The following is a 6,949-nucleotide window of genomic DNA, read 5'->3' as shown; positions in this document are numbered from 1 at the left end:
TATAACGCGCTCCGCTTCCTTCTTGCCTTCCGCGACGATTGACGGAAGTTGTTCTAGCAAACTTTTCATACAAAGCCCCTACCCGCGCTTTGCGCGGCTGTATTCCTATTGTCGCCGGTTCAGATCAGTGCCGCTTGCGGATCGAGCGGCTTACCCTTGAAGGGCGCGACGTTGATTTCCCCTTCCCGCTTGCGGGCCTGGGCAATGTCATAGCTGTTCTGCATCCGCATGAGCGTATCCATCGACACGCCGAAAGCCTTCTCGACCCGGAGCGCCATTTCCGGGGAAAGATGCGCGCGCTCGTTCAGCATGGCCGACAACGCCGCCCTCGTAACACCTAGAACTTGCGCCGCGCTCGTGACCGAAAGGCCAAGAGGCTCTATGATCTCACTTTTGACGAAGCCGCCGGGGTGGGCGGGGTTTTTCATACGGATGCCCTGCATCGCACTCATAGCCACCTCCTAGTGGTAATCTTCATAGTCGAGGTCGATGATCTCGATTTCAGTTTGGTCGATCCGGAACGTGATCCGCCAGTTCTTGGTAACGAACAGGCTCCAGGTGCCTTTTCGATCGCCGGTGAGCTGATGGGCCTTCCAGCTCGGGACCGTGCGCAGCTCGTCTTCCCGCTCCATATCTTGCAGGAAGGTGACGATGCGACGGACTTTCGGCACTACGGCCGCCTGCAAACCGGTGGCGTCATCATCTTCGATGAATCGGCGCAACCCCTTATGGACCACGTTTCGGATTCTCATGTGCCGTCACTATCAGGCTGAAACGTATAGTGTCAAGCGACGCTATACGTTTGCGTCATTTCATGGCCTTGTCGCGTAAGTCGTAAAACCTGCAACAGATCGGCCACCCCCGGAAAATCAGGGCTTTTCGTGTCGCATGTCTTTGTCGCAAGTGATAGAAAACTTGCGACATGATTTGCGACAGGGGGAAGCCGTGAACCGCCAACCAGATTCCGACGCCGGCCGCGTGTTCATCGGCTATGCCCGCGTTTCGACTCGCGGCCAGGACCTCGATGCGCAGCGGGCCGCCCTGGGCGCGGCCGGCTGCGTCCGCATCTTCGAGGAAAAGGCTTCCGGGGCGAAGCGGGACCGGCCCGAGCTGGCGCGGATGCTCGACCATCTGCGCGCCGGCGACGTGGTGACGATCACCAGGCTAGACCGCCTCGCCCGATCGACCGGCGACCTTCTGGCGATCGCGGAGCGGATCAAGGAGGCCGGCGCTGGCCTGCGTTCGCTGGCCGAGCCGTGGGCCGATACCACGACGCCGGCGGGGCGCATGGTGTTGACCGTGTTCGCCGGCATCGCGGATTTCGAGCGCAGCTTGATCGTGGAGCGCACGAGCGCCGGCCGGATCGCGGCGAAAGCCCGAGGCGTGCGGTTCGGGCCGTCCCCTGCCCTGTCGGCCGAGCAGATCGCGCACGCGCGCCAGCTCATCAGGGACGAGGAAAAGCCGGTTGCGGAAGTCGCCCGGCTCCTGAATGTGCATCGCGCCACCCTCTACCGGGCGCTTGAGAACGCATTAACGTGAATACGCATTGACGTAACCACGTTTAGTTGCCGGCCCTAGAAGTAGTGCCTTTCGCGCCCCCTTACGCAAAGGGTTGCAGAATCGGGCGGTTTCGGGTCTTTCTAGTAACGATGAAAAGCGATTCTGATAGGATTCGGAGGGACGTGGCCGCGCACCGACAAAGGTTGCGAGAGGCTGGCCGCACCTTCGTAAACACCGATCTTCCCGTTGAGCTGGTCGCGCGACTTGACCGGATCAAGGAAGAACGGGGCGCGTCATCGCGCTCGCCGATCATCGAGGAAGCGTTGAGGTTCTATATCGAAGCGAAGCAAGGGACATAACGGCAAAACGCCCGACCGTTGGCGCGGTCGAGCGTTTTTGTAGGCCGTCAGACACACCGTAGAGACGGGGCCAAAGCTCTCCCCTTATCTACGCTACAGCACTCCAATCCGCAAGATTGATTCTTGCGGAAAGAGGGAAGTCGTGCCTGCCGTCCGCGCCGTCATGTCCTTCAAATGGAAGGATGACAGGCATGTTGAGGACGCAGATCGCGGCCGCGATCGGCTGCGCGCGCGTAAGCGCGCTTGATGAGATCATGCGGGAGGTATGGACGCGCTACAGCGCTGGCCAGCTCACCGAGGAAGACGCCGGGCAGCTCTCCACGCTCGCCCATGAGCGCCGCGAGGCGTGGCGGGGATCGGGACAGGCCGGGCTTGGCCTGGTCATGCCCCCGGCCGAGCGATGCCCGACGCCAGTTCGCCGGCATAGCCATATCCGGGGACGATCGGAGGGCCGCATATGGCGGCCGACGACGCGCAAGGACGTGCAGGCGATCTTGAAGGCGGCCGAAATCTACAACGAGGCCGGCTTGCACGAGAAGGGCGAGCGCAGCGGGCCGCTAGGATCGGTGGCGCTGGACGTGCTGCGGCTGTTCGTCAATCTCATCGACTTCCGCACCGGCCGGCTTGAGCCGTCAATCACCACGATTATGGATCGGCTAGGCCGGTCGCGCGATACGATCGTGCGGGCGCTGAAGAACCTGCGGGCGCATGGCTTCATTGACTGGCTGCGGCGCTATGAGCCGACCGGGAACGAAGGGCGCGGCCCACAGGTGGCCCCTGAACATTAAAGGGGCACAGATATACGGTAGGCCGATTTCACGCCTTTTGCGCAGCCTTCTTGATGGCAGCTACGAAGCCCAACAGTTCGGCTGGCGAGGTGAACCGGAACACCCGACCGGCAAATCCTTCCATTCGAGCAAGGTCGCGCTGTCGTTGCTCCTTTCGGTAATTGATCACAAATCGGAAGAAGGCCCAATCAAAGCGTTCAGGACATCCCGGCGCGAGCTGATCACCGCGATTTCGGCCCAAACCGGATACCGTTCGTCGAATAACTCGCCACAGGCATAACGATGTTGTGTAATCGAGATGGATAAGCGTGTCCGCAGATGCCAATCGCTGCTCAAGCGTGCCGCTATAATTCCCGTCCATAATCCATTCAGATTGCGCCGCAAGCTTTTCGACGGTTTTCTGCCATGATGCGCTATCCGGCCTTTGCCAGCCCGGCTGCCAGTAATGTCTATCGAGGTGGACGACGGGCAAGCGGGTCGCTTCGGCCAGTTCTTTGGCGAGTGTGGATTTCCCGGCGCCCGGACAACCGACGATGAGGACTCGTTTCATTTCTTTGCCTTCCGCATAAGCAGCCGCTCTCCATCGGTGCGCAGCGCGCCCTTAGGATCGACAAACCGGTAGAGCGTCTGTCGTGTGATACCGAGTTCGGCGCAAAGATCGGCCACCTTGGTTTCCGGCTTCCCCATTGCTGCCTGAGCAAGGCGCAGCTTCGCCGGCGTCATTTTGAAGGGCGCTCCGCCGTTCCGGCCACGTGCGCGTGCGGCGGCGAGACCAGCTTTGGTGCGCTCAATGATCAATGCCCGCTCGAACTCAGCCAGCGCCGCGAATATGCCGAACACCAGCCGGCCATTCGCCGTCGAGGTGTCGATCGACGCCCCTTCACCTGCCAGAACCTTGAGGCCGATATGCCGTTGGGTCAGATCATCGACCAGATTGACGAGGTGGCGGAGATCGCGGCCGAGTCGATCGAGCTTCCAGACGACAAGCGTGTCACCGCGACGCAGCGCCTTCATGCAGGCGGTGAGACCTGGACGGTCCTCTTTCTTTCCTGACGCGGCATCCTCATAGACATTGTTGGCGTCGACACCAGCCTGTGCCAGCGCGTCACGCTGAAGGTCATGGACCTGGCTGCCGTCGGCTTTCGACACTCGCGCATATCCGATCAGAGCTGTCATTTATTCGTCCGTCTGCGTGACAATTTCGATTTGGCCGCGCCAAAGCCTGTAGATTGTCACATAACCCGTCTTGCAAAGTAAGCTCCGCGAACGGTTATCTCCAGTCTTTTTGTGACATATGGAGCGCCGATGCCTCGCCGCATGATTTTGACGGATGCCGAACGGCAGAATTTCCTTGCCCTGCCCAGCGACGACGACACCCTGATCCGCCATTGGAGCCTTGATGATGAGGACCATCGTCTTCTGGAAACGCGCCGTCGCGACGATACCCGTCTTGGCTTGGCCCTTCAGCTTTGTGCGCTCCGTTATCCCGGCCGTCTCATCCAGCGCGGAGAGGTCATCCCGGAAAGCGCGCTCACCTTCCTTGCCGAGCAACTCCGCATCGAGCCGAATGCACTTGCCAGCTTCGCACGAAGAGCGCCCACACGCTACGAACAACTGACCGTCCTCCGCCAACACTACGGGTTCAGCGAGCTGAGCCACCCGTTGCGCACCGATCTGCTTGCCTTCGCGCGCGGCGTGGCGATCGCCTCGACCAAGGACAAATTCGTCGTCGCCGCTCTCGCCGATGAGATGCGCCGGCGGCGTATCGTCATTCCCGGCATCACCGTGATCGAACGGATGGCCGGACAGGCATGCACCGAGGCTGAGGAGGCGCTGTTTGCCGATGTTGCCGGAAGGCTGACGCCCGACATCATCGTCAGAATGGAAGCGCTGCTCGGTATTGGTCCACGCGTCCGCCAGAGCGGGGTCTCCTGGTTACGTGAACCTGCCGGAAAGGCTGGAGACGCAGCGATGCGGGGTCTGATCGATCGGCTTGAGGCCGTGCGCCACGTTGGCCTTTCAAGTGATGTGCTTCAGGCCGTCCCCGCCCATCGGGTGAGCCGCATGGCACAAGAGGGCCGGCGCCTGACCGCCCAGAACTTCGAGCAAATGCGGCCCGGCCGCCGATATGCTACGCTCGCAGCTTTCCTTCTGGAGATGGAAATCGCGCTCACGGATGCCGCAATCGCCATGTTCGAAGTCCTGATCGGCAAGGCGTTTCGGCGGGCCGAGGCAGAGCGCGACAAACGACTGCTGGAAACCGCCACCTCGGCGACATCGGCGCTGGATTTCTTCGTGGGCTTCGGTGAGGCGATCGCTGCCAGGCGAGAAACCGACCTTTCGCTCGATGAGGCGGTCAATGCAGTCGGCGGCTGGGAGCAGTTGATGCGGGCAACCGCGGCTGCGAAGGCAGCATCTCGTCCCCGCAAGGACGATGATCTGATTGCCTATCTGCCGGCGCAATATATGCGTATCCGGCGCTTTGCAGCACCATTCCTGGCAGCCTTCACGTTCGAGGGTAATCGTCAGAGCCGTGATTTCATCAACGTGGTGATGCAAATGACGGCCGCAGGGAAAAGCCGCCGTCGCTCTCTGGACGCGCAATGGATCAAAGCGGCGCTCGATCTGGTCGACAAGCGGTGGAGCAAGGAAATCAGAACGCCAGATGGCTCGGTTGACCGCAGAATGCTGGAAATCTTTGTCATCGTTGAGCTGAAGAACCGGATCGCTGCCAACGAGATCTGGATCAAAGGTTCTCGCACATATCGCGCCCTCGATGAGGGCATGATCTCCCATCAGACTTATTCCATCATCAAGGCCGAGGCCCGCATTCCCGTCGCCATCCCGGTTGATGTCGAGATCTATCTCGCCCAGAAAGCCGAGGCGCTCGATCAAAAATTGCGTGAGGCAGCAAGCCGGCTGGAGGCGGGTCGCGGCGACACGCGGATCGGCGCGAAGGGCCTGCGGGTGCCTGCGGTCAAAACTGCCGAGACCGAAGCCGCGCTCGCCTTCGCAAGGAGAGTTGCGAGCAGCATGCCGCCGATCAGGTTGACGGATCTTGTCGCCGACGTGGATCGAATGACCGGTTTCAGCTCACTGTTCGAGCATCTTCAGACAGGCCGAACGCCGGGCGATATGCGAATTTTCTATGCCGCGCTCATCGCCGAGGCCACCAATCTCGGCTTCTCGAAGATGGCATTGGCCTGCCCCGGCATCACACGCCGCCAGCTACAGCAGATGGCGATCTGGCACTTCCGGGAGGAAACCTTCACCTTGGCACTTGCCCGGCTGGTCGAAGCCCAGCACGCGGCGCCGATCGCCACTGTTTTCGGTTCGAACACGATATCGTCTTCCGACGGACAACATATCCATCTCGGCGATGGCGGCGAAATCGCCGGTGGCGTCAACGGCCGTTACGGAACCAACCCGATCATCAAGCTCTACACGGCGATCTCCGGTCGATATGCTCCCTTCCATACCAAAATCATCGCCGCCACGGCGAGCGAGGCCGTCCATGTTCTCGACGCGCTTCTCGAAACGGATGCGGGCCTCGACATCGTGCGCCATCATGTCGATGGTGGCGGCGTCAGTGATCTCGTCTTCGCCTTCTGCCATGCGCTAGGCTTTGCATTTGTCCCGCGCATTCCCGATCTCGATGGCCGATGCCTCTACGGCTTTGGCCCCGGCAAGCAGTATGGCATTCTCCAGAATGTCATGGGCGATCGCATCGACGCCGATTTGATCCGGGCGCACTGGGACGAGATTCTGCGCTTGATGACCTCACTGCGCACCCGCACCGTCAGCGCTTCGCTCATGCTCAAACGGCTGTCATCAACGACCAGGCAAAGCGGTCTTGCCCAGGCACTACGTCAGATGGGCCGGATCGAGCGAACTCTGTTCACGCTGGACTGGATCAACGACGAGGAACTGAGAAAGACGACAACGGCAGAACTGAACAAAGGGGAAAGCCGCAACAGCCTCGTGCGGGCCGTCAATCTCCATCGCCTCGGCCGCTTCCGCGATCGCAGCCAGGAAAATCTCTCGATCCGGGCCTCCGCCCTCAACCTGGTTGTCACCGCCATCATTCACTGGAACACGATCTATACCGGCCGCGTGGTCGATGCCTTGCACACCGGCGGTCAGCATGTGCCTGATCATTTGCTATCCAGCCTCTCGCCGCTTACCTGGGAGCACGTGAACCTCACCGGTGACTACATATGGGAAGACAAGCCGGCACTCGATGAAACAGGCTTCCGACCTCTCCCGTTCTCGGTCTGATCCCCCTACCGTATATCTGTGCCC

At 60.8% G+C, this 6,949-nt stretch carries 8 protein-coding genes; 4 read left to right on the top strand and 4 right to left on the bottom strand.

Translation table 11 applies throughout. The features are described 5' to 3' along the window. Nucleotides 1-119: 119 nt before the first annotated feature. Both PL640_RS25010 and PL640_RS25005 read right to left on the bottom strand, forming a co-directional pair. Nucleotides 120-452 carry a HigA family addiction module antitoxin gene (locus PL640_RS25010; protein ID WP_240579518.1) on the bottom strand — a complete coding sequence of 111 codons (333 nt, stop codon included), beginning with the start codon at nt 450-452 and terminating at the stop codon, nt 120-122. A gap of 9 nt (nt 453-461) precedes the next feature. Beyond that, nucleotides 462-752, bottom strand: coding sequence for a type II toxin-antitoxin system RelE/ParE family toxin (locus PL640_RS25005; protein ID WP_025091540.1), 291 nt, complete (start codon nt 750-752; stop codon nt 462-464). 226 nt (nt 753-978) lie between these two features. Here PL640_RS25005 and PL640_RS25000 point away from each other — a divergent pair, with 226 nt between their 5' ends. From PL640_RS25000 to PL640_RS24990, 3 genes are all read left to right on the top strand, one after another. Further along, nucleotides 979-1,539: a recombinase family protein gene (locus PL640_RS25000; protein WP_210845950.1), complete on the top strand. Its 561-nt coding sequence runs from the start codon at nt 979-981 to the stop codon at nt 1,537-1,539. A gap of 110 nt (nt 1,540-1,649) precedes the next feature. Further along, on the top strand, nt 1,650-1,859 hold the full coding sequence (locus PL640_RS24995) for a CopG family ribbon-helix-helix protein (protein WP_210845948.1): 210 nt from the start codon (nt 1,650-1,652) through the stop codon (nt 1,857-1,859). A gap of 191 nt (nt 1,860-2,050) precedes the next feature. Next, nucleotides 2,051-2,647 (top strand): helix-turn-helix domain-containing protein, encoded by a 597-nt coding sequence (locus tag PL640_RS24990; protein ID WP_442867056.1) that lies wholly within the window; start codon nt 2,051-2,053, stop codon nt 2,645-2,647. Nucleotides 2,648-2,675: 28 nt separating this feature from the next. On the opposite strand, the gene PL640_RS24985 is transcribed toward PL640_RS24990, so the two are convergent. Beyond that, on the bottom strand, nt 2,676-3,197 hold the full coding sequence (locus tag PL640_RS24985) for an AAA family ATPase (protein WP_082186265.1): 522 nt from the start codon (nt 3,195-3,197) through the stop codon (nt 2,676-2,678). Then, entirely contained in the window at nt 3,194-3,823 is a 630-nt protein-coding gene (locus PL640_RS24980) for a recombinase family protein (protein ID WP_183755055.1), read from the bottom strand. Before PL640_RS24980 ends, PL640_RS24985 begins: the two co-directional genes overlap by 4 nt. 129 nt (nt 3,824-3,952) lie before the next feature. On the opposite strand from PL640_RS24980, the gene PL640_RS24975 reads away from it, so the two are divergent. Beyond that, the gene (locus PL640_RS24975) at nt 3,953-6,925 is read left to right on the top strand and encodes a Tn3 family transposase (protein ID WP_082186263.1); all 2,973 of its coding nucleotides are present in this window, start codon (nt 3,953-3,955) and stop codon (nt 6,923-6,925) included. Nucleotides 6,926-6,949: the final 24 nt, after the last annotated feature.

The organism is Agrobacterium sp. ST15.16.024, assembly GCF_027956545.1.
Taxonomy (GTDB): domain Bacteria; phylum Pseudomonadota; class Alphaproteobacteria; order Rhizobiales; family Rhizobiaceae; genus Agrobacterium; species Agrobacterium cucumeris.
Note: the sequence above shows the minus strand (reverse complement) of the source record. Positions and strands in the feature narration are given on the sequence as shown.